Genomic DNA, 24,332 nt, shown 5'->3' with positions numbered 1-24,332 from the left:
GTGGTGACCAATGCGGCGATGCTCGCGGAGGCGAACTACCAAGTGAACGTCCATTCGATCACCTCACGTAGCGCGACTGTCACGAGCAGCAGCGATCCTCCGATGGGGATAAGGATCAGGAACAACTCCCAAAGAAGCCGACGCCAGTAGGTGTGTTTGAGCTTCAGCGTGATCGGTCGGAGCACCACGCTCATGCCGATGGCGAAGCCGAGCAGGAGGCCGAGGGAAACTACGACCACTCCAACGATGAAGGCCACTCGGCCGACCGTTGTCCATCCGTCGAACCGAGTCAGACCGTTGACGCCAAGCGCCACCTGCACGGCGAAGAAGCCGCCGACGAGGGTTCCGAAGATCTGGGCAATGAGAGCGCGCCAGAAGTCGATGTGCCCGAACACGCGGCCCAGCGCCTTCGGGATCGGCTGCTGTCGCTCGGTCATGGTTTCGGGCTCGCTCATGGCGAGATGCTAGCCGCGCCGGCGTCTAAGCAGACTCGCGACCGAAAACCTCGTCCTGAATCGCTCGAAAACCATCTTCACTACCGCGCATCCAGCCGAAACGCTCGACGAGGTCGAGGGCAAGTCGCACCGCATTCCCCCGGGTACTTGTGAGCGCCTGCTCTGCTGTGAGGACGATCTCTCTCGACCACTGCTCACCGTTGAAGACGTATTGGCCATGAAGCGGGTTACGGTGCCGACCCGCTACAAGGTGACGCCCCTCGATGTTGTTCAGCGATACTCGAACCACTGTGCTCGACTCTGGCCAGTGAGCGCGTTGAAGGCGACTGGCGAACTCAAGCGCCTCAGTGAAGTGCAGGAGTGGCATCCAGATCGGGAGCAGACGATCGCCTTCCGCCGACCCGAAGTCTGGCGGGCGAGTCCCGATCGTCTCGTAGTGAACGAACAGTCCGCTGCGAAAGAACTGCCACACCTCGATTCCGTCGAGCGTATCGACGCTCTCGCCGACCCAGTCGTCTCCTCGTTGGGGGTCTCGTACGAATGGGAAGGGCCAACCTCGCCAACTGACCGCGCGCTCGCGCACGGAGCGGGCAAGCGCCCTGTACTCGATCAATTCCGGGTCAAACGTCGAGGGGTGGATCTCGATCAGGGCGTGCTCAACCTCGGGGACAGCGAAGTAGGTTGGGCCGCCTTGAACCGATGCAGCCTGTGCGCCAAAGGCGTCCGCATCAGTCGGGAGCCCGGAGAAGGACAGCCCGCCTCGCCGAGCTGTCTCGATGAAACGCGAGAGCTGCTTCTCGGTGGCGAGGTTCAAGATCTCCCGTAGCTCGTTCTGTGAGTGCGACGCTGAACTCTCGGGCTTGGCCATCGAACGTGTGTAAAGACTTCTGTTCGCAATCACGCCCGGATAGTCCTTCTTCGAGAGGGTCGGGACTTCTGCGAACTCGGCGACCTCGATGACCACAATTGGGCGACTATTTGGGAGCGACCGCCTCTGAACCTGAATGGCCACAGGCGGGTCAGCGTACGAGTTGATCTGATCCGACAAGTCGTCGTATGAGAGCCACTCGTCGACCTGCTCATCGGACAGGCCCGAGGAGTCGGCGTCGATACCCTCTTCGGACAGGCCGATGAGTAGGTGACCCCCGTCGCGCTGATTTGCGAGCGCAAGCGCGGCACGCGCGATCAGCGCAAGGAACCGACGATCCGTCCGGGAACCGGCAGCCTTGAACTCGATCGACCGCTGCTCGTACCCAAGTTCGATGATGGCCGCGATCTCTTCGTCCGAGAGCATCCTCGGACCTTAGCGCTGCGACCGTCATCGCGACACTCTCACGAAGTTCTAGGCGGCGGACTGCAAATTGCAGCCAGTTGGCTCGACCTTGCCGAAGCGCTCGGAAGAGACCTGAGTGCGGCGTCTCGAAGGTCGCTAGCGACAGAAAAACCCCTGATCAACAGGGGTTTTTCTTGGCGGTACCGGTGGGATTTGAACCCACGGAGGCTATGAACCTCACATGTTTTCGAGACCTTTCGGTCTCTCCCTGAGTTCCGGCCCGTGCCCTCCGACACTCGACAAGTTCAAGAAATAGCGGACTCGGTGCCCGGGATCACAGTAGTCCTCTCGGCCGACTTGGAGGGCACGGCTAGGGCACGCGCGCACCGACTCCGTCTCCGCGGCATGCCTAGCCGAGCGAACTACTGCTCGGGATCCGGTCTCGGGCGTAGGTGATTTCGGTGAAACCATGGGGCGCGGGGCGCCCGGTCGCGTCGAGGCTCACGAAGACGATCTTGTCGATCGTGAGAATGCTGGATCGGCTGATCATGTTGCGGACTTCGGCGCGCATGGTCAGCGACGTGCGGCCGAAGCTCGTCGCGAGCAGACCCATCTCGATGAGATCGCCTTGTTGCGCCGAACTCACGAAGTTGATCTCCGACATGTACTTCGTGACGACCCTCCCGTTGCCCAGCTGGAGGATGGCGTAGATCGTCGCCTCCTCGTCGATCCAACGCAGCAGGCTGCCGCCGAAAAGGGTGCCGTGGGCGTTGAGATCTTCGGGGCGCACCCACTTGCGGCTGCGGAAGTTGATGTCGCCGTGAGCCGAGTTCGCCCCGTGCTCACCCATCGACGAGCGGGGTCGCGAGCAGTCTGTCGCGTGACTCCTCGACCCGCGCGCGCACCGTCGCAAGGCTCGGGTGGGTGAGCGCACCCTTCCACTTCTTGACCTCGCCGGCGACGAGAACGGTCTCGACCAGTGCGGGACTTCCTGCTCCCACGATGCTTGCTGCGGCGTCGGTAGCCGGCTGGGTCGCCAGGTCGTGCAGTCTGATGACGATGAGGTCGGCCGCCTTGCCGACCGTGAGGCTCCCGGTGCGCCCGTCGAGACCGGTCGCCCGCGCCCCCTGGAGCGTCGCGAATTCGAGAAGGTCAGCCGGAGTGAAGCTCGGGAGGTCGTCGTAGACCTCGGGGAGGAGCGAGAGCCCGACGCCGCGGGCGGCGATGGCGGCGCGCATGACGTTGAACATGTCGCCGGCCACCGTTGCTTCGGTGTCGATGCTGAAGCTCGGCCGAATGCCGAACTTCAGCAGACGACCCGTTGCAGGAGCTCCGAGCCCGGGCATCACGGCTTCCAGGGCAGCAGCAACCGACGCCGTGCCGCCCGAGTCGGCGAGCATCTTCAGTTCGTCGTCGTCTGACGTGCAGCAGTGGATGAAGAGCAGGTCGTCGCCGAGGAGCCCCGCTTCGCCGAGCGAGCCGATGCCGCGGAACATCGGGCCCCACACCCCGTTGCCGACGTGCATGCTCGAGCGGATGCCGAGCTCGCGGGCCAGGCCGAGATCCTTCGCGCTGACCTCGGTCGTCGAGAGCTCCGGCCCGCGGAGCATGGCTTGCAACGTGACCAGGGCGTTGTCATCTGCCAGGAGGTCGGAACGAACCCGTCGGATGTCTTCCGGATGGGTGGCTTCTCCGCGCAGCATCCACGTGTTCGAGTCGATGGACGGCCACCCGTACGCGAAAGCGGCGCGGATGCCGGAGTCCTGTAGCGCTGTGATCGCTTGGTCGGTGTGGGCGGGACTGTTCTGGATGTGGGACTCGTCGCGCAACGTGGTGATGCCTGCATCGAGAGCGTTGAGAGCGCCGAGGAGGTTGCCCCAATAGACGTCGTCAGGGGTGTACTCGGGGCCCCAGGTGAGCTGGATGTGCTGCCGGTACGACGGAAAGTCCCACCCGATTCCGGTCTGCCGCACGGCGCCCTGCCAGGTGTGCCGATGGGTGTCGACGAAGCCGGGCAGCACGGCCCTGTCGGTCCCGTCGATCACCGTCGCGCCCGTGTCGTCGAGCTTGGGGCCGATCTCGGCGATGACGCCACCGTCGACGATGATGTCGCCGGTGAACTCCCCGAGCTTGGGGTCCTGGGTGAGGATACGAGCTCCGCGGATCAGGATGCGGCCGCCGGGAATGTCACTGGTCATCGTCATGCGTCTTTCTGTTGGAGGGGTTCGAGAGGCTGCGCCGTCACGCGCCGATGCCGTAGTCGCTCGAAGAGAGAGGGGCGGCCACCCAGGCGTGCAGATGACGCGAGTCCGACGGCGACCAGGAGCGCGATGCCGTTGAACGCATCAGGGATCCACGTCGGCGCTCCCGAGAGCTGGAGGCCCTTGACCCCGGCGGCGAGGACGTAGACGGACAGCAAGGTCCCCCAGATATTGAATCGACCACCTTTGAATTGGGTGGAGCCCAGGAACGCGGCGGTAAACGCGGGGATGAGGTACGCCGGCCCGATCGTCGGGTCTGAGTTCCCGAGCCGGGCGGTGACGAGGACCCCGGCGACGCCGGAGAGCAGGCCGCACGCAACGAGCGTTCCGACAATGATCCGGTTCGTGCGGATTCCCGCGAGACGTGCCGCCTCCAGGTTGCCGCCGGTCGCGTAGATCCGGCGGCCGAGCGGCGTCCGTTCAAGCACGTGCCAGCACACCAGCGCCAGTGCAATCAGGATGAGGAACGGGTAGGTGAAGATGACCACCCGAGCGGTGCCGAAGTCGACGAGTTCGCTCGGCATCCCGAGGATCTGCCGCCCGCCGGACATGAAGGTGACGAGCGCCGCGAGAAGCGAGCTGAATCCCAGCGACGCAATGAACGAGTCGATGTGGAAACGGACGATGACGAGCCCCATCAGCAGTCCGATGAGTGCGCTCGCCGCAAGAGTGAGCCCGATCGCCGGCACGACCGGCAGCCCGATGCTAACCAGCATCCAACCGACCATCATGGACGACACTCCGACTTGCGCACCGACCGCGAGATTGAACGACCCGGCCGCGAGCGGGATCACGAGCGCCAGCGCGGTGATCGCGACGACGACCTGTGTGTCGAGGAGCGATGTCCAGGTTCGGGCCGCCAGGAAGGTCTCAGGAATCGTGATCGAGAAGACCACGACGATCACGACGAGGACCCAGATCGCACTCGCGTTCCGGAATCCGATGGCGCGCAGCACACGCGACCTGATCGTGGGTTCCTGACTCATGATGAGACACCTTCCTTCGGGACGGCGGCACCGTCAGCGATTGTCGCGGCAACCAGGGCGGACTCCGTGAGGCGGGCTCCGGAGTATTGGCCGGAGATCACGCCGTCGCGAAAGACGATCACCCGATCACAGAGGGAAGCAAGCTCCTTGGAGTCACTCGAACAGACGACGACCGCCGCGCCCTCGTCGGCGGCCTCGGAAATCAAGCGGTAGATCTCGGTTTGCGCGCCGACGTCGACCCCCTGAGTGGGCTCGTCGAGGAGGATGACGCCCGGGCTCGTTCGGAGCCACTTGGCCAGCACGATCTTCTGCTGATTCCCTCCGCTGAAGAGATCGAATCGCTGTTCGGCGGCCCCGAGCGGACGAACCCGCACGCGGCCCATCCAGCTCGTCGCCTCAGTCCGCTCCCGCGAGATGCGAATGGCTCCGAGCCGAGAAAGCAGGCCCGAGTGACTCGTCAGGGTCAAGTTCTCGCGTGCTGAGAACTGACCGATGCTCCCGCGGAGCCGACGATCGGCTGGAACGAAAGCAACGCCGGCATCCACGGCCTGAGCTGCCGAGGCGCCGACGAGTCGCCCGTCGACCTTGATCGTGCCCGACGCGGCGGTCGTCGCACCGAAGAGTGTCCCGTTGAGAGCCTCCATCCCCGATCCGACGAGGCCCGCAACGCCGAGAACCTCGCCTCGGCGCACCTCAAAGTCGGCTCCGCGAATCGACGGTGCGTAAAGGTCCGACACCTTCAAGCGCACGTCGTCGCTGGCGGCCGACGTGCTCGCGTGATGCTTGGGCGGCTCACCGCCCGCGATAATCCGCACGAGATCGGATTGATCGAAGGACCCTCGGTCCTTCTCTGCGACAACCTCGCCATCCTTCAAGACGATCGCCCGATCAGCCAGGTCGACAACTTCGGGCAACCGATGGCTGATGTAGATCACCCCGCACCCGGCTGCTGCGGCGGCTTTCACCGCGTCGTGCAGAAGGGTCGCCTCTTCGCCGTGCAACGCTGCTGTCGGCTCGTCGAGCACAAGGACGTTCCGCCCCGAGCCCCCCATCTGGAACGCTCGGGCGATCGCGACGATCGACTGTTGGGCCGCCGTGAGTCGGCCCACCGGGGTATCGACGTCGATATCGAGGCCGAACAGGCGCAATCGGTCCCGCACCTCACGTCGTTCCTTGCCGCGTCGTGTGGGAACGATCCAACCCGGCCGGTGGGATGTCGCCAGGTCGATGTTCTCTGCGATCGAAAGGCCGCCGATGAGTCCCAGATTCTGATGAACGACGTGCAACGAGGTAGGTCGTTCGGCGTCTCCCCAGGACACGTCGCCGGAATCCGCCTGGTAGACCCCGGAGAGCACTTTCACGAGTGTCGACTTGCCTGAGCCGTTGTGACCCAGAAGGGCGACAATCTCACCGGACGCGACTGTCAGCGAGACGTCGCGGAGCGCATAGTTGTCGCCGAACGCCTTCGACAGGCTTCGGACTTCCAACAGGTGATCAGACATCGTGGGCAACCTCGTGAGTTGGGGGTGGGGCGGCCCCGGCGATTGGCCGGGGCCGCCGGGGGTTAGTTCGCGTCCGCCCAGAGGGCCAGGAACCGGTCGGCGAAGTCCGGGTATCCCGTCCAGCCGTGGCTCACGTCGCCCTCGAGGTTGTCGATGGTCAAGAACTGACGAACAAGTTCGTCGTTCGTGGCTGCTTCCGCAGGCTCCTGATCGGTCATCAGTCGCGCGAGCGAGTCGACCATCGTCCAGGTGAGAACGGGAAGGTCGAGCCCGAAGCCTGCCGTGTAAGAGCCGTCCTGGATGCCGGCGAGCACCGCAGGGTCGGGCGCGTTGAACAGCGTCTTCACCTCGATGTCCGCCGTCGTCAGCGCGGACGGCAGGCCGATCGCCTGCTCGCCGGCTCCGAACACGGCAGCTGTCGTGTTCGGGTGTGCGAGGAGGTCATCGACAACGATCTGAGGCGCGGTGCTCCCGAACGTCGCGACGGGGATGTCGACGACGCGTACCGAGCAGCCGGGGCACTCCTCCGTGACGGTCTCGGTGAACACTTCGCCGAGCAGGTTGAGGAAGGTGATCTCCGGCGTCACGTAGAAGACTACGTCGGTGTCGGCACCGTCTTGCGCAATCGCCCAGAGCGCCATGAGGCGCCCGCTGAGCTCCGTCGACGGCTCCGAGGCACCTGCGACGGCGACCGCAGTCGTGTCGACTCCGGTGACACCCGACGTGACCACCGGGATCCCTGCCGCGCTCAGCTCGGCGAGCGGGCGCTCCCACAGCGACGGCGCCAACGCGGGCACGAACACCCCGTCAAAGCCGCCTTCAAGGACCGAGTCGAAGGCCGCAGCAACGCCGTCGGCTGTCGTTCCTGCCTCGATCCGTACCAGTTCGATCCCGAGCGCTTCGGCCGGGGCTACCGCGATCGCGGCAAACAGCCCGCAAACGGGCGAGCCACAGTCGAGGAGCGCGACGCGCTTGCCCGTCGGCAGCGTTTCCAGCGGTTCGGTGACCGGGAAGGCGCTCGGAGCGTCGAGGTAGGGCTGGATCGCTGCCTGAGCGGCCTCGACGTCGACGCCTCCGGCGTCATCGTTGGTGTCTTCGGCGGTCGAACAACCCGCCAGGAACAGGGCGAGTGCCGCGACTGCGGCGACGCCGATTCGGGTGCTGCGCATGACTACTTCCTCCATTGGATGTGTGATGCATTCGGGTGCAGGCACAGGCGTGCCCACAGAGGCGAGCTGGTGTTTGCTCGCCCGCTCAGGGGGATCGGTTAGCGGCCGGTCTTCAGCCGATCACCGAGCCAGTCCGCAACGAGTACGTGCTTCTCGTGCGAGTGGTTGTAGATGCAGTGGTCCCCGTCGGGCCACTCACGGAATGTCTTGTCCTGGGAACCGGCAGCGTCGAACAGCGCGCGCGCGTTCTCCACGAGGAACACCTGGTCGGGAGTGCCATGAAGAACGAGCAGCGGGCAGGTCAGCCGTTCGAGCTGATCCGGCGCGAGTTCAAACTGCCCCATGGCTGCGCGGGCCTCCTCAGGGTCCCCGACCCCCAGGAGGGGCTGAACTTTGCTGACGAAGCGGGGGAACCTGTCGAGAATCTCGCCCGGACGCACCGTGCCGCCGTTCACGACACACGCCGCGATCCGCTCATCTTGGGTCGCCGTCAACGCCGCGAGGAAGCCACCCATGCTGTTGCCCCAGATCGCCACGACATCCGACAACCGAGAATCGTCGATCAGGAAGTCGACCATCCGGCTGAACGCGTCAGCGACCGAAGCGTCCATCACGAGACCGTGAGAGAGCCGCGTCTCACCCTGTCCAGGCCCGTCGATGAGCAGTACCGCGATACCTCGGGCGAGCAGGTACGTCGCACCGACGTAGTACTCCTCGCGCCACCCGTCGAATCCACCCAAGACAATCGCCGTTGGGGGTGCCACCACTCCGGCGGGTCGCAACAGCCAGCCGCAGAGAGCCGCGCCCGACCACGGGATCTCGACGTGCTCGACCGGTGGGTCGTCCACCTCTCCTGCTCGGCCGAACGCGTCGATCAACTTCCCGTACATGCGCGACTTTCGGGGGTCATCGTCGAGAAGCGGCACCTGCCCGACGCGGAAGCATGCTGCTGCAAATCGGAACCACGTCGCGGCCGTGAGCTGATGCCCTGCAGTCAGGGCCTCAGTAGCGCGCGCGAAGTTTCGATCGCCAAGCCGCTCGGCGGCCTCCGACCAGTAGATGCCGTCATCGACGAGGTGGTAGAGCTCGACGACGTCCGCGTAGTCCATGCCGTTCCCGCTGAGTCGCTGCAGCGGCATGGCGCGCTTGTGCGCATCGGCTTCCGCACGCCATTCCGGAGTCACCTCCGCGGGTGTCATCGTCGCTCCGATTACGCGTTGACTTTGAGGCCCAGCGAGACGCTGAACGCATCGACGAGGGCATGCACATCGGCGGCGTCCGCGGCCGATCCGTACACGTAGTAGTCGGGGCGTGCGATCACTGCGATGCGACCGATCGATGCGAACCAGTCGGCGAATGTCCCATCGACGTCCTCGAACGGAGCGCCCGACCCCGGGGCGCCCACCAGGACGACGTGCCCGCCGATTCGTTCGAAGACCGCGCGCTCCTGGTCCGACAGGGAATCGACCACGGCGCGATCCATGGTGATGAGATTGAAGCCCCGTCCGGCGATGTCGTCGAGTAGGCCTCGCGGGCCGGCGTTGGTCACCTGCCCCTGGACCGCCACCAGGCCGGCCGCCGGGTCACCGTCGCGCGCGAAAGCGAGCGGCCCGGGGATCGCCGTCGGAGGCGGCATGATCGACGGGTCTTTCTGGACTGCGAAGAGGAACTCATCGCGATGCGCGGCGGCCTCCTTGTCCATGATGATGCAGGGCAACCCGATCTCACGCGAGTAGTCGATCCAGGCCTGCATGTTCGGCTTGCGGTCCTCCTCGTAGCTGTCGAGCACCGTCGGGTCCGAGATGCCTCGCAGCACGAGATCAAGGCGCCAGGCAAGAGCAGCGGCATCGCGAAGGCCGTTGCACATCCCTTCGCCAGCGAAGGGCCACAGCGTGTGGGCGGCGTCTCCGAGGAGGAAGATGCGGTCGCGACGCCACTCCGTGGTCATCGACTCCCGGAAGCGATAGATCGGCCACCGGAGAATCTCGACGTCTTCCGGTCCGACCCAAGGCTTCAAGCGCTCCCAGACGGTGTCAATCGTGTAGTCGGACGGGTCCTCGTCCTCACGGAGCGTGAATTCCCAGCGGCGGTGGTTCTTGCCGAGCTGGAACAGGCAGCCCGGTGCCTCCGGGTCGGCGAACTGTCCGTTGTCGAACTCGAACTTCAACGGACGCTTCTGAAGGGTGTCAATGACGAGCTGGTTGGGGCCCACGGCACCCTCGACGGTCTTGATACCCAGAGCCTGTCGAACGGAACTGTTCGCCCCGTCCGCGCCCAGCAGGTACTTGGCGCGGACCTGACGTTCTTCGCCGGTCACCCGGCTGCGAACAGTGGCGGTGACCCCGTCGGCGTCCTGATCGAACGCGATCAGCTCGGTGCTGAAGTTGATTTCCACGTTGCCGGTGGCCTCGACCTGGCGGTTGAGAGCGAGCTCGAGGTTGTTCTGATAGAAGATCCAGTGCGAACGGTAGCCGTGTGGGCCGATCACCGACCAGTCGAGGCTCATGAGCAGGTCGCCCCCGAACGCCTTGTTGCGCATGTCGTAGAGCTCCCACTCCACGGCGTCCTCGCGGAACTCCTCGCCGGCCCCGACGCGGTCGAGCATCCGCATGATCTCGTCGTCGATGTGGCCTGCACGGGACAGCCCGTACATCTGCGCGTGCCGCTCAAAGGCGGCGACTTTGTGGCCTGACTGGCCGAGCAACGCTGAGGCCATCTGACCGACCGGACCGTAGCCGATCACGATCACGTCGTAGTTGTCCATCTGAAGCGGGTCCCTTCATTGGGAGCCGGAACTGCTGTGTCCCGGTCTCGCTGACTTGCGTACGCTTGTCCGCATCGCGGTCAGTTGCGCGTTTGCATCATATTCGTCCCCCGACGCGAGGCTGTCAAGCCCAGATTGTCCACCTAGCGGACAGATCGCCGACAGGCTTGTACTCTGGGCCAAGACCAGCAACAGGGAGCAGCCATGGCGGAACGCACCACCGATCCCGATTTCGTCGAGGCGCTCGCGCGTGGGCTCAGCGTCATCAGGTCGTTCGAAGCCGGCCCGGAGCCGATGACCCTCGTCGAGGTCGCCAATGCGACCGGCTTGGCACGACCGACCGCTCGGCGCATGCTCCTGACTTTGGAGTCCCTCGGCTACGTGCGAACCCTGAAGGGCGGTTTCACTCTGACGCCGCGGGTCCTCGAGCTCGGCTTCACCTACGTCCAGTCGAGCGGGCTCTGGGGCGTCGCGCGCCCGCACATGGAGAAGCTGGTCGAGAAGACTCACGAGTCGAGTTCGATCGCCCAGCTGGACGGGTCGGACATCGTCTACGTGGCACGTGTCGCGGTTCCCAAGATCATTGCCCTCGCGGTGGAGGTCGGCACCCGGTTCCCCGCGGCCGAAACCTCCCTCGGCAAGGTCATCATGTCGGGAATGGATACGAAAGAACTCGACGAGATCCTCGCCGAGCCCAGCCGCTCCGGGGTTACCCCCCGCGTCGTCGTGGACCGCTCGGAGCTGGACGCGACCCTCGCGCATATCCGGGCGAAGGGCTGGGCCCTGACCGACGGTCAACTCGCCGCCGGCATCCGCTCGATCGCCGCCCCGCTGCGGAACCGGGAGGGTCGCATCGTCGCTGCGCTGAACGTCACCGTGAACGCCGCCGAAACCAGCGTCGAGACGCTCACCGAAAAGTACCTTCCCTGGTTATTGCAGGCCGCCAGCGACATCAGCGCGGACTGGGCCATCTACCTCTCGATCCCGAAGGTGAGTGAGCCCGCGACGCGGTAGCCGGGTTGACAAAAGCAAACTCGAGAACGGAAACTACTTCTGCGGACACTCGTCCGCGTAGTGGACACCACCGAAGATGTCGAGAGGCCGAATCAACGATGAGCGATCTCAGTTCGCACTCGGCTCCCCACGCTGTGGGCCCACTCGACGGCCTGCTCGTCGCCGACTTCTCGCGCATACTCGCCGGCCCCTATGCCTCCATGCTGCTCGCCGACATGGGTGCGGACGTGATCAAGGTCGAGAGCACACAGGGCGACGACACTCGCAGCTGGACGCCGCCGGAACGGGATGGCATCTCGACGTACTACCTCGGGATCAACCGCAACAAGCGCTCGATCGCACTCGACTTCACCGACCCCGAGGATGCTGACGTCGCGCGCGAACTCGCCGCCCGCGCCGACATCGTGATCGAGAACTTCAAACCGGGGGGGCTGGCGAAGTTCTCACTCGACTACGACTCCATCGCCGCCACCAATCCCGGCGTCATCTACGCCTCGATCAGCGGATTCGGCACGGGCCTCGGCGCGTCGATCCCGGGCTACGACCTCATGGTGCAAGCCATCTCAGGACTGATGAGCCTGACCGGCGATCCTGACGGCCCCGCCTTTCGCGCCGGGATGTCCGTGTTCGACGTCACCTCGGGTCTGCAGGCGACCATCGGCATCCTCGCGGCGCTCAACCACCGCAACGCTGTCGGAGTGGGCCAGCACGTCGAGGTGAATCTCCTCTCGACGGCCCTCTCGGGGCTGGCCAACCACTCGAGCGCGTTCGTCGCCGGCGGAGTCGTCCCGTTCCGGATGGGCAACGCGCATCCCAGCGTCTTTCCGTATGAGCCTCTGGCGACATCCGACGGCGACCTCATCGTCACCGCGGCGAACGATCCCCAGTTCCAGAAACTGTGCCGCGTGCTCGGCGTACCCGAACTCGCCGACGACCCGCGATTCGCCCGCAACGAAGGCCGGACCGCGAACCGCGACATCTTGCGACCGCTGCTGCTGGTGCGACTGAAGACACGGACGAAGATGGAATGGTTCCGCGAACTGCTTGACGCGGGGGTGCCGTGCGGCCCGATCAACACGATCGACGAGGGGATCGCCTACGCGGAAGAGCTCGGGCTGGATCCGGTCGTGCTCGCAGGCGAGGGCGCGAGCGCGATGCCCTCTGTGCGCAACCCGATCACCTTCTCCGCGACGCCCCCGCGCTATGACCTCGCACCGCCCGCGCTCGACGAGCACGGGAGAGACATTCGGGCCTGGCTGGAACGCGAGAAGGTGCCGCAATGACGGATGACCACACCTTCCCGACCTCGCTGGGAACCTCCGACGCCGACACCATCATGCTGATGGGCCACAACGTCGCGACCGACCTCATGGGAAAGGTCGGTTTCGGCGAGCTGGCGTTCTGGATGGTGGCGCAGCGTCGTCCCACGGCAGGCGAGGTGCGGCTGTTCGAGGCCGTCCTGGTGTCGCTCGCCGACCATGGCTTCACCCCGACCGCCATCGCTGCGCGGATGACGTACTACAGCGCTCCCGACTCGATCCAGGGCGCGATCGCGGCTGGCCTGCTGGGCGGCGGCTCCCGATTCCTCGGAGTCACGGAAGACACGGGGGGCTTCCTTCACCGGGTGCTCGCCGATCTGAGCGACGACACGACGGGGTGGTCTGAGGACCGATGGGATGCCCTGGCGCTTGACGTCGTGACGCGCACCAAGGCGGCTGGCCAGTTCGTTCCCGGCATCGGCCACCCCGTGCACAAGAACGGTGACCCGCGCGTTCCGGTCATCTTCTCGATCGCCGACGAAGAGGCGGTGCTCGGCCCGCACCTCAAACTCTTCGCGGCTATCGGCCGCGCACACCACCAGGTACTGGGTCGCAGCCTCCCCCTCAACGGTGCCGGCGTTGCCGGTGCTGCGCTCGCCGATCTCGGCCTGCCGGTCACGATGTTGCGGGGGTTCTCGCTGCTCGCTCGGACCGCCGGCCTGGTCGGCCAGATCGCCGAGGAACAACGCACCCCGATCGCCCCCGCGATCTACAACGCCGTCGACCGCAACGCGACGTTCGTTGCCCCTGAACCCGCCAACTGAACCGAGAGATCACGAGGAGCACCCATGGCGAAACTTTCAGCGGTCCTGGCGACCACTCACCACCCGTTCTTCTACAAAGCAACAGAGCTCACGCCGACCGCCGAGCAGATCCCGCAGGCGGCGGAATGGAAAGCCAAGGTCGAGGCGTACCGTGAGACGCTCACTGCTGCTGAGCCCGACATCCTGGTCATGGTCGGCGCCGACCACTTCCACCAGTTCTTTGCCGACAACTACCCAACCTTCCTGATCGGCAAACAGCCCCGCTACGACGCCACCTTCTACAACGAGGAACGCGAGTTCGGTATCCCCAAGTACGTGCTCGAGGGCGACGAGGACCTTTCGGGCTTCATGTTCAAAGGGCTGCTCGACCGAGGCTTCGACTTCTCGATCAGCCACGAACTCAAGATCGACCATTCGATCATCTGCCCGATCATCACCACCCGACCGGCGGCGGATCTGCCCGTCGTGCCGATCTACACGAACATCTTCGCGCCCCCGCTGCCGAGCCCGAAGCGGTTCTGGGATCTCGGTCGCGCGATCCGCGAGATCATCGACGAGTACCCCACCGACAAGACCATCGCCGCGGTCGGCAGCGGGCACCTCTCCCTCGAGCTGGGCGGGCCACGCCAGTTCGGCGAGACCGGCCCCGACCCGGTTTTCGACCGCAATGCGATCGACTGGCTCTCCCACGGCGACATCGACTCGATCCTGCAGAACGTGACCTTCGAGAGCATGTCCGGCGCGGGCAACGCCACGCACGGATTCATGGATCTCATCCTGATGATGGGAATCGCGGGACGCATCGAGGCGGCCTACGTCGACGAGCTCGACCTCTTCCACACGCGCGAGATGTACATGACCTGGTACCCGGAAGGTGACCCGCGATGAGCAAGTACTACGTCAATAAGTTCCTGTTCCAGGTGGACGGGGATCCTGAATTGCTCGCGGCCTACAAGGCCGAACCCGAGACTCTCATTGAGCGCTGGGAGCGGGACTACGGCACCAGACTCGGGACCAATCACACGATCGAGCGCACCACGTGGCTGAGTTTCACGGACGAGGAGCGCCAGGCGCTGGTCGAACACGACTACGTGAAGCTGTTCGAGCTCGGGGTTCATTTCTTCCTCTGCCTCACGATCTACATCGCCATCTACGACGAGGACTACATGGCGAAGTCCGGCCCCCTGTCATTCCAGCGCGAGTACGCGACCAAGCTCTCGCACTGGCTCGGACAGGACTACCCGACCGTCGCCCTCTAAGGAACGGCAGTGCAGCCGTTCGAAAAACTCGACGGGATCGCTGTCCCGCTGAGACGAACGGATGTCGACACCGATCAGATCATCCCGGCCCGGTTCATGAAGCGTCTGACCAAGTCGGGCTACGAAGACGGTCTCTTTTACGAGTGGCGCCAGCAACCAGACTTCGTGCTCAACCAGGACCTGTACCGAAACGCGACGATCCTGATCGCCGGTCAGAACTTCGGCACAGGATCGTCCCGGGAACACGCGGTATGGGCGCTACGCGATTTCGGGTTCCGGGCTGTATTCAGTAGCCGCTTCGCCGACATCTTTCGAGGCAACGCCGGCAAGCAAGGCCTGTTGGCCGGAGAAATAGAACCTGCCGCTCTCGATCAGATCTGGGACGTCCTCGACCGGCACCCGGATACCCCAGTTGCCGTCGACTTGATCGATCGCCAAATGACCTTAGGTGGCGTGGCTTACGACTTCGGGATTGACGAATACACGCGAACACGACTCCTTGAAGGCCTGGACGAGATAGACACGACCCTCAAGAACGTCGACGAGATCACCCGATTTGAGTCAGTTCGCCCTTCGTGGCTGCCTCGTACGCTGCCGATTCGAGACGGAGGCGGCACGACGCCGAGTCAGCGGAGGGCGTAGACGATACAGCGGATGCGCACTGGTGCGTCCGGATTCCCGGACTCGTGCTCGCTGATCCAGATTCGGTGGTGACTGCTCGTACTCGGGTACCACTGGTTGCGCCAGTGCCCGCGAACGATCCAGCGCGACATCCTCAGCACTGCCGAGCGAAGGCCGCTCGGATCTCCGACGGTGCGGCTGAGGTAGACGATTCGAACATCCGGCTCGAGCGTCGGAGATCCTGGCCGGCCGGTGACATCATCAATGTCAGCCGGCCCCGGGGTCATCCGGACGGGGACTACGTGAGGGATGCGGGCGAGCACAGCCAGACTTCTTGAGATCTCGTCTCGACCTACGGCAACGAACTGTTGGTTGAGGATGTCCGCGCGTCCCCGCTCGACGACAGTTGCGCGGCCGGACTCAACGCGGATGAGCGACAGTTCGAGGCGTACGTCGGAGAGCCGCCAGGACAGCAAGAGCGCCTCCGCACCTGTGCGCAGCGCCACCACTCCGCGTGGTTCGACTAAGTCTTCGAGGGTCAGGGTCGTCTCGATACGGCTAGCGAGGGCCGCCGCCGCCGCGGGACCTACGTGAAGAAGGAAGCGCGAGGGAACGGCGGCGCGCAGCACCGAGAGTGTCCGTCGTACGTCGGCCTCTCGCCCGAGAAGTTCTTCGACGAGCAACGGCAGGCCAGCGGGCAGTCGTTCGAATGCACGAACTGCTGCCTGCGTCATTGGCAGGGTGATCTCGCGAGTTCCATCAAGATTTGCGCGGAGCCGCCGCGCGACGGGCGGTGGGATGCTGCTCGAGGCGCTTTTGACGAACTCACCCATGTCTTGGAGAACACGAAGAGCGATCTTCGGGTCGACGCCAGCCGCAGCAGCGACTTCGTGCACCCTGGGGTTCGCCATGACCGGAAGGGTAGCGCGGGCAGCCGGCCTTGGCGCGAGGGCCTTTAGCCTCGGTCGGGAAAGCATGCTTTCGCTACCGCGGATGGGACCCAAAAGAGAAATGCGATAGGTGCGGACTCGTGCCTGCCAAGTAAAAAGTTCTTCGCCAATGCCGGCGCGCTCTCAAACCTCGCGAGGTGGGAGTAAAAGGTTCTCGGTGTGGTGTTGGATGACGCCGAGGATCTGGTGAGCAATGTATCGGAAGTCGTAGGCGACTTCGATCGCGAGGTCGCCGTAATCCCAGCGGCAGCCGCCCACGAAGACTCCCATCGAGTCATCGAACAGCGCGACGGGCGACGCGTCGCGCCAGAGGATCCATGCCTCGCCAGAACTGGTCTCTCCACCTGCGAGCGCTGCATCCTGAAACTTCGCAGCCACTTGATCGGCCCACAGCGGGAACACTTGAAATGCGTTAGACGATTCGTCGAGCCTTGAGACGCCGCTCAGCCAGTACTCCTCTTGCTCGTCCAGAACGGCCGCGAGAAGGCGAGCGATAACAGCATGGGTTCGTGCGGCGCCGTTCGCACCGGTCGGGTTTGACGGCCACGCTAGCGTCAACTTCAGGTCGGTAACGAACTCCGAAAGTGACGAGGACACGATCTCTAGCCAGCCGCGCTGTTCGATGAGGATCGGTGCGAGCACGGTGACGCCGCGACGCTGGTTGAGCGCAAACACGCATGGATGGTCAGCGGTGCTCAGGAGCAAGGTGCGCCCGTCGAGCGCATCGCTCACTTCCCGCAACGATGTACCAGCAACATCCTTCTCAACCGCGGCAATCAGCCGCCACGCCGTTAGCCAGAGAAGGCGATCGTCGAGCTTCGGCCTCAAGCGAGGGCTTCGATCTCCGGGCGCGTCCGACTCAGTGAGCGCCAGACCGTCGGCTGGGACACCTTGAATGCCGCGGCGATCTCCGCAATCGGAGTTTGACGAGCGTCGTAAATAGTCCGAATAGCCCGGTCTTGCTTCGGAGAGAGTGACCTCTTTCGACCACCGACTCGCCCGCGAGCACGGGCGGCCGCCAGTCCTGCATGAGTGCGCTCGACGAGCACCGCGCGCTCCATCTCGGCGAGCGCCGCGATCAGAGTCAGCAGCAACTTGCCCGTCGGACCCGATGTGCTGATGTCTTCGGTAAGCGATCGGAAGCCGACCTCGCGGGAACTGAGATCGTCAACTAGCCCGAGGACGTTCTTCGTTGAGCGTCCGACGCGGTCCAGACGCCAGACGACGAGTTCGTCACCGTCGCGAGCGTGGTCGAGTGCTGCATCAAGGCCAGGCCGTGAACTCGTCGATCCGCTGATGCCGATGTCCTGGAAGATCTTCTTACAGCCGGCTGCTTGCAGGGCGTCAAGTTGTAGATCGATGTTCTGCTCGGAGGTTGAAACTCGCGCGTATCCGATGAGCATGAGGCCCTCACTTCTCGTTTTGTACCGCAGGTTCAGACAGGTTGAAACTGACATAATCAATCGATAGAACTTTATCAAATGCCACCGTCAGCAGCCATCAGCTGCAACCTCCATGTCTGAAACGATCGTTTTCGGACGGTTGGGTGGATGTGCTGCGGAGTCAGCAACGAACACCAGCGCGACACCATCGTCGTTCCGTGGCCTTATCCAGCGTGGCATCCGACGCGCCCGGGTGCTAGCCGCTTCGACTAGCCCCGGTCGTCGCCACTAGAGTTCGGACCAACCGGCGGAACGGACCGGGGACCTGGGGAGCACGAACGATGAGGGCGAAGCCGACTCTGTCGCGGGCCGAAACGCCGCGATACGTGCGCCAGCACTGGCGCGACGTTGACCCGAATTCGTGGGTTTCGGCCGCCGTAGAAGGCGTGCTCAGCCAGCCGGTCGTACTACCGCTCACTCGCCTTTCGGGTTCCCTCGTGTTCCCGGTTCTTGAGAAGTCGCAGCTCGAGGGCACCTGTGAGGGAACTCGACCGACACTCGAGATCGCGCTGGTTAGTGTCTCGCCGCCGGCGCGAGCCCTGAAAGAACTACTTCAACTTCGCGCCTACGGTCATACCTTCGTCCTGCTCCCGCCGTCCTACCAGCCGCACTTCTTTGATGTGGCCGAGCTTGACGTCCGCGGGATCGGCGTTGTGGCCGCAATCGACGACGGCTCGGTGGAGAGGGTGGTCGTAGCGGAGGGCGTCCCCGAGGGATACGTGCTCGAAGCCTGGTGGCGCGAGACGCGCGAGGACCAGCTCCGGGATCTTGCCCGCGCCTAGTTCGGCACCCGCACTGGCTTGTTGCTGAGCCAGGCGCCCAGGTAGTCCTGCGGCTCCCACCCGGGCCCGCTCTCGGACATGACCTCATACGCATAGGTCTGGGCGTGCTGGCACATCTCGAACCAGGAAAGGCGCGAATCCGGGCTGGACAGGACCCGCTCCGCGAGGGACTTGATGGTCGCGAAGTTGTGGAGGACTGCCGCGGCTTCCGACTGGATCGCGATGCTGATGGCGCGGCCGAAGCAGTAGTCGCACCCACACTGCCAAAAATGGTGGTCAGTGAAAGTCGACGCGGCGTCCATGACCTTGTCGTGGGTGCGCCAGCTCATCGTGCCGGGAACGAGGGTGGACCACCACTGCGAAGTATTGCCACCGCCCTTCTTCGCGGGGTAGACGTGCCGCAGAGTAGCCGTGGTCCCGATCGAGACGCCGGGAGCCCCGAAAGCAAGCGCGCCGATTCCCGACAGGTCGATACGACGCGGGTGAACCTTGCCCAGCGAGAGCAGCTCGATGAGCGCTCCGACGACCTGAATCGACGACAGGGGGTCGGCGGCGTGTCCAAGAGCGAGCCCAATCGACACAGTGCTGTTGCCGACCAGGTCGACGAGTTCGGTACGGAAGTTGCGGAGCATCGGCGCTGCCACGGCGAGCGTCGCCAGCACTGGCTTGTCGAGGATGCTCTGCAGCTCTTCTGCGCTCGCGATGGCCTCGCGCACCTGGGCGATGTCACCGTCGATGTAGCCGGCGTCGGTGAGGATCAGCGGAGCACCCAGCTGAATCTGCTTCTGAGCCCAGTCGACCCGGAGATCCGAGGCGCCCATCTTGCGGTTCGGGCCGGCGTAGCGGTTCGCATCGAGTTGCGCGTACGAGCCAGTGCGCTCGTAGAAGGTGCGGCTGGCCGCCTCGAGTGTGGCGTACGGGTTGCGGCGCGGGTCCGACGAAGCCGTGAGCACGATGTCGAATCCAAACTCGAGATGAAGACCGACCGCAAGGTCGAGGTTCTCGACGCTCGCTTGGATCGCGAGCGGGCGCAGTGCGCTTGGGACGGGAGTCTTCAGTGGGGCAAGCGGCTCAGGCACTGATGGTGACCTCCGTCTTCGGGCCCGCCTCGTCGGCGGGAAGGAACACATTTCGGAACTGCTCGGGCTTCATGAGCGCGATCGCCGCGAGTGCGTCGTCATCAAGAGACTCGTGCTGACGACGTGCCTCGATGACGCGGCGGACGAGTGTGGCATCTTCGGCGGGCACGTGACCCGGCTCTGCCTGCCGCCACCCGAGCTTCGTCAGCTGGATCTGATAGCTCTTGTAGTCCTCGTCGCTGAGTTCGTCGATCGACCACGCGCGCCGGACGAGTGCGGCGATGGACATTCCCCACTTCGTCTTGAGGCGCATCAGCCGCCCCATGTCGCGACGGTCTAGGCCTACCAGATCCTCACGGATCTGCTCGGCGGGCGCGAGGAGCTCGCTGGCGAAGTCGTTGGCCTCGGTCTCCTGATCGTCCCCTGGGGCACCGTGCATAACGAGGTGGCCGAGTTCGTGGGCGACGGTGAACCGCTCGCGGTCAGGCGAGAGGCCGGTGTTCACGATCATCATCGGGGCGCCGCCATCCGGCCACGTGCTCACTGCATCCTGAGACGCCGTCCCGAGCGGCCGGTGAACCACCAGGACCCCAGCGCGTTCGACGTAGCTCAGCAGGTTTTCGATGGGGCCATCCGGGATCGCGAAGTACTCCCGCACGACGCGGGCGAAGTCCGCGGGCGTGAGGTCGACATCGCCACGCCGAGGGATCGACTTGTCTGTCGTGATCCGCACAGTCTTCATGAGCTCCTCGACCGAGATGCGCGTGAGCCGAGCGAGCGCTTCGATCCGCTTCTTCGTCGGTGCGGACATCGTGCTCGCGCGACGGCGGTGGTGCAGGCAAGTCACCTCGATCGTGGAGGCCGAGCCCACGTAGGAAAAGAGCGCCGCTGGAGTCTCGAGGTGCTGGGCGAGCTTGGCGAGGAGTTCGTCGCTGACCTCGGCGTTGCCCGATTCGATCTTGGACAGGTAGCCCTGAGTGACGTCGAGCAGACCGGCGAGATGCGTCTGATTCCAGCCCTGCGCCTCGCGGGCCAGAGTGATCATCCGGGGGTCTACGAACACTGGTACCTCGTCTCACCGACGACCCTACCCCGAACTGCGGGAAATTCCTAGCTTTCAGGAATATTTTTTCTGAGTGACCTCGGCGGAGGGTCGGAGTCCAGCGACGACATCAGGTCGGCCATCGAGATCCCAAGGGCCCGGGCGACCCGGAACCAGGATCTGACGTTGCCGCTGCGCTCGCCGCGTTCAAGCGAAATCACGCCGCGCCGACTGAGACCCGTCGCCTCGGCGAGCTCTTCGTAGGTGAGGCCGCGGTCTTCGCGCAAAGCCTTCAGCCTCGCGGCCAACAGACCCATGTCGGGGTCCGTCGGTTGTCGAGGAAGTTGCACGCCTACGATCCCATCGAAGGCGCTCCCTCGGCACAGTGCACAAATGTGCCATTATCTGAAGTCACCCGACCTTTGGAGGAAGTCATGATGCGCATCGCACCAGCTCGAATGGCCTCGGCCGCAGCCCTCGTTCTCGTCTCAGTGATGCTGACGGGATGTGTCAGCGGCTCACCATCGACCAACACACCCACCGGAACCAACCGACCGGCGGAGACAACCGAGGCGCCGCCCGAAGCAGGCAACCCGGTGTTCGGTGACTCCTTCGAATGGAGCGACGGGCTGGCCATTACGGTCAGCGCACCCGCGGGCTACCAGCCCTCGGCAAGCGCCTATGCGCCGGAGGCGGCCGCGTACGTCGTGTTCACTGTGACGATCGTCAACGGAAGCGACGAGAACTACGAGCCGGCGTTCACGGCATCCATGCAGTCGGGGAACACCGAGTCGGAGCAGGTCTTCGACATCGACCAAGGCGTCAGCGGAGGTCCGACCACCACGCTGCTACCCGGCCGCGAGGTGACGTTCCCGCTCGCATTCGGGGTCTCTGACCCAGAGGATCTCGTGCTTGAAGTCGGAATCGACTTCGCACACGACACGGCGATCTTCACGTCCTGAATGGAGCTGCCTCCAAAGGACCACCGGGTGCCATCGAATCCGTGCACCCGGTGTCATCCGACGCGAAGGCAACTTACAAAATGTAAAGCCACTTACTACCAGAACGTAAAGTCGACTTGACATCAAGTTCTCGATTTTGCGCGCTGGTCCGCTCAGCGGCCGCCGTGCTGCCGGGTGCGAGTACACAATCGTCTCCTCGCACCGGGCAACGGGATCGAGCACGAGTACGCCTAGCCAACGCCCGGCGACTGCGCTTCGACACTGGGGAGCCCAGGTGGCCTGCCACTGCGCGCGAGTATCTGCGGCCTCCGCGACAAGCCCTGCACGAGTCCACAAGGATCGTGTAGTCGTTCGTTAGGTAGTGCTCCTGTTCTTGAACCAGGGCGGTCGCCCGGGTTGATCGGGTGCTAGGCAGTGAGCGCGTAATCGGCACGCAACTTCTCCTTCGTCGCCTGCTGCAGCCCCTTGCCCCGTTGCGACCAGATGAGAGCACGAGGATGGCGATCGACGAAGGACTCGAGTTCACTCCACGCTTCCGCGGCATCGGCGTCGCCGTGATAGAACTCCCAGAGCACGTCCCCGGGAGTGCGTCCCTTCCCCAGTTCTCCGCTCTTCATCAGACCCTTAGTCGAGTAGCGGCGCGCTCCTTCGGGCAGGCGCACACGCGACACGTCTTGGACACCACGACCGCCGATCACGGGGTGATCAAGTTTCTCGTTCTTGCTGCCCGGCACTCTGAGGAAGCCGTGGTCCGCCGCCTCGGCCCATCTGCTGGCGATGCTCTTCTCGACGACGGAGAGCGCCCCGTCGTCGCCGAACACGATGAGGGCGTCGTGGAAGTTCCACATGCCCTGCACGCTCAGAGTGAGTTCAGTGTTTCTCCACCAACGATTCGATACCGAACTCAGCCACGTACGCACGCCGAAGGCGTTCCGCGCAGCAGCCAGGTCGGTCCAGGCACGGTCGAGGTCGTCAGACGACTGAACAGAAAGTCTGCACATGAGGGCGGGCACGTCGAGGTCCACAAGTTCCCCAAGCTCGCGAAACTGCCGGCGAGCCTTGCGCGACGCGCAGAAGGGGCAGATCGCGCGGCGGCAGGGGAACCGCCAGGTGCAGTACTTCATTGCGTTGATCGTGCTGTGTTCGAACATAAAGATGTCGAGATCCTTCAACTTCGTCAGGTCACGCCCGAACAAGGGGGAAGAAGGTCTCTTACTCAAGGCAAGGAGCGGTCTGCGATGCGTGGCCATCACGTACCGACCCCGACGAGCGAGGCGAGTTCGGCGCCGGCCGCCTTCGCGACCACCGAGTCGCGGCTCCGTGCCGCGTGCTGGTACCGCATCGCCGCGGCCGAGCTGGAGTGACCGCCGCGGGCCATCGTCTCGGCCACGCTCGCAAAGGCAGCAACGAGGGTGAGGCCGGTGTGCCGGACGTCGTGCATATGAGCCCAGTCGAGGCCCGCGACGACTCGAGCTCTGTTCCAGACCGCACGGAGCACGCTTCTCGAGATGCGCGTGCCGAGCCCGCCGATGAAGAGCGGCGCCTTCGGGTGCGCGGGACGGGCGGCGACGTAGGCACGCAGCATCCCGAGCGCCGGCTCGAGGACCTCGACAGTACGGCTCGTACCCGTCTTAGTAGCACGCAGCTCGACTCCTCCGTCGCCGGGGGTGGCCTGACGTTCAACCGTGATGGTCCCCACCTTGGGGTCGAAGTCCCCCGCGTTGAGACCAACGAGTTCGCCGAGCCGGAGGTGAGCACCGAGCATCGTCCAGAAAATCACCCGGTAGTGCTCGGGCATCGACCCGACGATGACGGCGTACTGCTCGGCCGACAGATGCGGGCGAGGACGGGAGCCGTCCTTAAACGCCCCTTCGATCTTGCACGGCGAGTTGAGAATCATCCCCCACCGCACCGCCGCCCGCATCGAGCCCGACAGCAACACGTAGGCGGCGCGTCGCACCTGGGGACCGGCCGCGCTTTTCGTCATCTGAGCCCACCACTTCTCAACGAGGAGCGGGGTGATGTTCTTGATGCGGACCTGACCGAACGTCGGCAGCAGGTGCTTGAGCGAGGAGCGATAGCCGCTCATCGTCGTCGGCTGGAGATTGGCGGAGCGCGTCTCGAGGTAGTCGGCGACGAACTTCTCGAAGTTGACGTTGCCGGCTTCGGGGTCGATCCAGTCGCCGCGATCAATCCCTACCTCGACGCGGGCGAGCTCGCGGCGGGCGTCATGTTCACTACCGAAGGTCCCTGCGGTGTGGCGTCTGCCGGAAGCATCGAAGTAGCGGGCCTGCCATTTGCCAGAGGGGAGCCGCCGCACAGCTCCGAAGTGACTGCGTCTAGTCATGTACCAGCAACCTGTTCTCCCGAGTTCGTCGGGGATCATGTCGGCTTGCTGGTACTAACCGAGATCAATCTACGACGAACTGCCGCGTCAGGTGGTCGCTTTTGAAACCGCCCGGGGCACGGCCAGGGCACGGAGCCCACATCGTCGTGTGGACCCCGCGCCGCGGCAGCGAACGCTAGTTCAGGAAAAAGACCTGGTCAGTAGCGGTATTACTTGGCGGTACCGGTGGTGTCTGGTTTCAGGACATAGGAAACCGATGTCTCAAGACATAGGAAACCCTCGGCCACGCTCTGAGGAGTGTCGAAGGCTCGTCTGATCATCACCGCCGTCACCGTCCAGGG

General features: G+C 64.5%; 25 protein-coding genes. 8 read left to right on the top strand and 17 right to left on the bottom strand.

Translation table 11 applies throughout. The annotated features are described in order from the left end of the window. Positions 1–35 precede the first annotated feature (35 nt). The 9 genes from IE173_RS12445 to IE173_RS12405 form a co-directional block, all read right to left on the bottom strand. Entirely contained in the window at positions 36–455 is a 420-nt protein-coding gene (locus IE173_RS12445; protein WP_191283831.1) for a hypothetical protein, read from the bottom strand. A 25-nt stretch (positions 456–480) separates the two neighbouring features. Further along, on the bottom strand, positions 481–1,749 hold the full coding sequence (locus tag IE173_RS12440; RefSeq protein WP_191283830.1) for an AlbA family DNA-binding domain-containing protein: 1,269 nt from the start codon (positions 1,747–1,749) through the stop codon (positions 481–483). A 388-nt stretch (positions 1,750–2,137) separates the two neighbouring features. Continuing rightward, positions 2,138–2,578, bottom strand: a complete 441-nt coding sequence (locus tag IE173_RS12435) for an acyl-CoA thioesterase (RefSeq protein WP_191283829.1) — start codon at positions 2,576–2,578, stop codon at positions 2,138–2,140. Next, on the bottom strand, positions 2,571–3,926 hold the full coding sequence (locus tag IE173_RS12430; RefSeq protein ID WP_191283828.1) for an amidohydrolase family protein: 1,356 nt from the start codon (positions 3,924–3,926) through the stop codon (positions 2,571–2,573). Before IE173_RS12430 ends, IE173_RS12435 begins: the two co-directional genes overlap by 8 nt. Before the next feature lie 2 nt (positions 3,927–3,928). After that, positions 3,929–4,975 carry an ABC transporter permease gene (locus tag IE173_RS12425; protein WP_191283827.1) on the bottom strand — a complete coding sequence of 349 codons (1,047 nt, stop codon included), beginning with the start codon at positions 4,973–4,975 and terminating at the stop codon, positions 3,929–3,931. Then, positions 4,972–6,477: a sugar ABC transporter ATP-binding protein gene (locus IE173_RS12420; protein WP_191283826.1), complete on the bottom strand. Its 1,506-nt coding sequence runs from the start codon at positions 6,475–6,477 to the stop codon at positions 4,972–4,974. Before IE173_RS12420 ends, IE173_RS12425 begins: the two co-directional genes overlap by 4 nt. Positions 6,478–6,539: 62 nt before the next feature. Beyond that, positions 6,540–7,646: a sugar ABC transporter substrate-binding protein gene (locus tag IE173_RS12415; protein WP_191283825.1), complete on the bottom strand. Its 1,107-nt coding sequence runs from the start codon at positions 7,644–7,646 to the stop codon at positions 6,540–6,542. 98 nt (positions 7,647–7,744) lie between these two features. Then, positions 7,745–8,845 carry an alpha/beta hydrolase family protein gene (locus IE173_RS12410; RefSeq protein ID WP_191283824.1) on the bottom strand — a complete coding sequence of 367 codons (1,101 nt, stop codon included), beginning with the start codon at positions 8,843–8,845 and terminating at the stop codon, positions 7,745–7,747. 11 nt (positions 8,846–8,856) lie between these two features. Next, entirely contained in the window at positions 8,857–10,410 is a 1,554-nt protein-coding gene (locus tag IE173_RS12405; protein ID WP_191283823.1) for a bifunctional 3-(3-hydroxy-phenyl)propionate/3-hydroxycinnamic acid hydroxylase, read from the bottom strand. 204 nt (positions 10,411–10,614) lie between these two features. Between IE173_RS12405 and IE173_RS12400 the strand changes: the two genes are divergently transcribed. The 6 genes from IE173_RS12400 (at position 10,615) to leuD (ending at position 15,408) form a co-directional block, all read left to right on the top strand. Then, complete coding sequence (locus IE173_RS12400) at positions 10,615–11,424, top strand: IclR family transcriptional regulator domain-containing protein (RefSeq protein WP_191283822.1); 810 nt, start codon at positions 10,615–10,617, stop codon at positions 11,422–11,424. A 134-nt stretch (positions 11,425–11,558) separates the two neighbouring features. Then, positions 11,559–12,707 (top strand): CaiB/BaiF CoA transferase family protein, encoded by a 1,149-nt coding sequence (locus IE173_RS12395; RefSeq protein ID WP_229842089.1) that lies wholly within the window; start codon positions 11,559–11,561, stop codon positions 12,705–12,707. Beyond that, the gene (locus IE173_RS12390; RefSeq protein ID WP_191283820.1) at positions 12,704–13,507 is read left to right on the top strand and encodes a citryl-CoA lyase; all 804 of its coding nucleotides are present in this window, start codon (positions 12,704–12,706) and stop codon (positions 13,505–13,507) included. The genes IE173_RS12395 and IE173_RS12390 overlap by 4 nt, the downstream gene beginning before the upstream one ends. A 24-nt stretch (positions 13,508–13,531) precedes the next feature. Beyond that, positions 13,532–14,395 (top strand): DODA-type extradiol aromatic ring-opening family dioxygenase, encoded by an 864-nt coding sequence (locus tag IE173_RS12385; RefSeq protein ID WP_191283819.1) that lies wholly within the window; start codon positions 13,532–13,534, stop codon positions 14,393–14,395. Then, positions 14,392–14,766, top strand: a complete 375-nt coding sequence (locus IE173_RS12380; RefSeq protein WP_191283818.1) for a hypothetical protein — start codon at positions 14,392–14,394, stop codon at positions 14,764–14,766. Before IE173_RS12385 ends, IE173_RS12380 begins: the two co-directional genes overlap by 4 nt. 9 nt (positions 14,767–14,775) lie before the next feature. Next, complete coding sequence (gene leuD / locus IE173_RS12375) at positions 14,776–15,408, top strand: 3-isopropylmalate dehydratase small subunit (protein WP_191283817.1); 633 nt, start codon at positions 14,776–14,778, stop codon at positions 15,406–15,408. On the opposite strand, the gene IE173_RS12370 is transcribed toward leuD, so the two are convergent. The 3 genes from IE173_RS12370 to IE173_RS12360 form a co-directional block, all read right to left on the bottom strand. Further along, complete coding sequence (locus tag IE173_RS12370; protein ID WP_191283816.1) at positions 15,393–16,298, bottom strand: hypothetical protein; 906 nt, start codon at positions 16,296–16,298, stop codon at positions 15,393–15,395. The two genes, leuD and IE173_RS12370, sit on opposite strands and share 16 nt — an antisense overlap. A 162-nt stretch (positions 16,299–16,460) precedes the next feature. Beyond that, on the bottom strand, positions 16,461–17,165 hold the full coding sequence (locus tag IE173_RS12365) for a TY-Chap2 family putative peptide chaperone (protein WP_191283815.1): 705 nt from the start codon (positions 17,163–17,165) through the stop codon (positions 16,461–16,463). Then, complete coding sequence (locus IE173_RS12360; protein ID WP_191283814.1) at positions 17,162–17,740, bottom strand: recombinase family protein; 579 nt, start codon at positions 17,738–17,740, stop codon at positions 17,162–17,164. Before IE173_RS12360 ends, IE173_RS12365 begins: the two co-directional genes overlap by 4 nt. A gap of 320 nt (positions 17,741–18,060) precedes the next feature. Here IE173_RS12360 and IE173_RS12355 point away from each other — a divergent pair, with 320 nt between their 5' ends. Then, on the top strand, positions 18,061–18,561 hold the full coding sequence (locus IE173_RS12355; protein ID WP_191283813.1) for a hypothetical protein: 501 nt from the start codon (positions 18,061–18,063) through the stop codon (positions 18,559–18,561). Here IE173_RS12355 and IE173_RS12350 read toward each other — a convergent pair. The 3 genes from IE173_RS12350 to IE173_RS12340 all read right to left on the bottom strand — a co-directional run bounded on the left by IE173_RS12350 (position 18,558) and on the right by IE173_RS12340 (position 20,999). Next, the gene (locus IE173_RS12350) at positions 18,558–19,640 is read right to left on the bottom strand and encodes a hypothetical protein (protein ID WP_191283812.1); all 1,083 of its coding nucleotides are present in this window, start codon (positions 19,638–19,640) and stop codon (positions 18,558–18,560) included. The two genes, IE173_RS12355 and IE173_RS12350, sit on opposite strands and share 4 nt — an antisense overlap. Then, a complete protein-coding gene (locus IE173_RS12345) occupies positions 19,633–20,685 on the bottom strand; it encodes an ImmA/IrrE family metallo-endopeptidase (RefSeq protein ID WP_191283811.1) in 1,053 nt (350 codons plus the stop codon). Before IE173_RS12345 ends, IE173_RS12350 begins: the two co-directional genes overlap by 8 nt. 65 nt (positions 20,686–20,750) lie before the next feature. Beyond that, positions 20,751–20,999 carry a helix-turn-helix domain-containing protein gene (locus tag IE173_RS12340; protein ID WP_191283810.1) on the bottom strand — a complete coding sequence of 83 codons (249 nt, stop codon included), beginning with the start codon at positions 20,997–20,999 and terminating at the stop codon, positions 20,751–20,753. A gap of 117 nt (positions 21,000–21,116) precedes the next feature. Between IE173_RS12340 and IE173_RS12335 the strand changes: the two genes are divergently transcribed. After that, positions 21,117–21,644 (top strand): hypothetical protein, encoded by a 528-nt coding sequence (locus tag IE173_RS12335; RefSeq protein ID WP_191283809.1) that lies wholly within the window; start codon positions 21,117–21,119, stop codon positions 21,642–21,644. Positions 21,645–22,051: 407 nt separating this feature from the next. On the opposite strand, the gene IE173_RS12330 is transcribed toward IE173_RS12335, so the two are convergent. Together IE173_RS12330 and IE173_RS12325 are read right to left on the bottom strand one after the other, a co-directional pair. Further along, positions 22,052–22,840 (bottom strand): hypothetical protein, encoded by a 789-nt coding sequence (locus tag IE173_RS12330; protein ID WP_191283808.1) that lies wholly within the window; start codon positions 22,838–22,840, stop codon positions 22,052–22,054. A gap of 53 nt (positions 22,841–22,893) precedes the next feature. Beyond that, on the bottom strand, positions 22,894–23,991 hold the full coding sequence (locus IE173_RS12325) for a site-specific integrase (protein WP_191283807.1): 1,098 nt from the start codon (positions 23,989–23,991) through the stop codon (positions 22,894–22,896). Between the last annotated feature and the right edge of the window lie 341 nt (positions 23,992–24,332).

Source organism: Pseudolysinimonas yzui (assembly GCF_014653215.1).
Lineage (GTDB): Bacteria > Actinomycetota > Actinomycetes > Actinomycetales > Microbacteriaceae > Pseudolysinimonas_A > Pseudolysinimonas_A yzui.
The sequence above is the reverse complement of the archived record's forward strand: the minus strand, read 5'-3'. Positions and strand labels throughout refer to the sequence as shown.